Annotated in this window: 1 protein-coding gene; it reads right to left on the reverse strand. The window is 57.1% G+C overall.

The window, feature by feature from the left end; translation table 11 throughout:
• Window positions 1–988 (reverse strand): FG-GAP repeat protein (locus E1297_RS01420; protein ID WP_209015572.1); only part of this gene is annotated, 988 nt, incomplete at both ends.

Below are 988 nucleotides of genomic sequence, written 5' to 3' on the forward strand. Positions count from 1 at the left end.
CACCGGCACCATCGGGCACATAGACATAAACAGCCCCGGTCCCGCTATCGCCGGATGCCCCGGCAACGATCACGCCCGTGTCATTGACCGCTACCGATGACCCGAAATTGATCGCCGTATTGCTGATTTTCTGGATGCCATAATTGCCGTTGCCATCCGGCTCGTAGAGATAGAGCGCATTACTGGCACCAACCAGGATGGTGCCGTCGGCTTCAATCACACCGCTTTTGCCGAAGCCGGAAGCGTCTGCCGTGTCCGGTGCCACAAGTTTGGTTTCGGTGTAACCGCCTTCCCCGTCCGGGCTGAAGATGTAGGCCGCGCCATTGTCACCGGCAAACACGGTCCCGTCGTCATGGATGGTGAGCGATGTGCCGAAGCTTACGGTCGCATCCGATCCAATCAGTTTGGTTTCCGTGTATCCACCGGAACCATCGGGGGTGAAGACATAGACCGTGTCTGCTCCCGCCGCGCTGACCGCAACCACGCCATCCTCATTGATCGATAGCTTGGAACCAAAATAAGCATTTGCCACCCCGTCGGACGCCGTCAGCTTGACCTCCTCATAGGCACCACCTTCGGTCGGTGTGAACACATAGACCGAACCGGAGTTCGAGTTCTCCCCCATGTCATCGTCCAGATAAGCACCGACAGCAATCACACCTGCATTGTTGATCGCGGTGCTCCGGCCAAAAATATCATCGGCAGCGCCGTCAGAAGCCAGAAGCTTGGTTTCCTGGTAACCGTCTGCTGTCGGCGTATAGACATAAACAGCGCCAGCATCATCGCCCTTGTCATCCTCACCATGCGCACCAACCACGATGACACCATGGTCGTTCATCTGAGAGCTGTAGCCGAAGTAGTCCGTCTCTTCGCCATCAGATGCGACGATCTTCGCTGCGTTCGTTTCTCCAGCCGGTGCATGGTGTTCTCCGAAAGATTCGATTTCTACCGGACCTGCCGCCTCATGCACGGTTCCATCGGGTCCGAC

Source organism: Roseibium sp. RKSG952 (assembly GCF_009711355.1).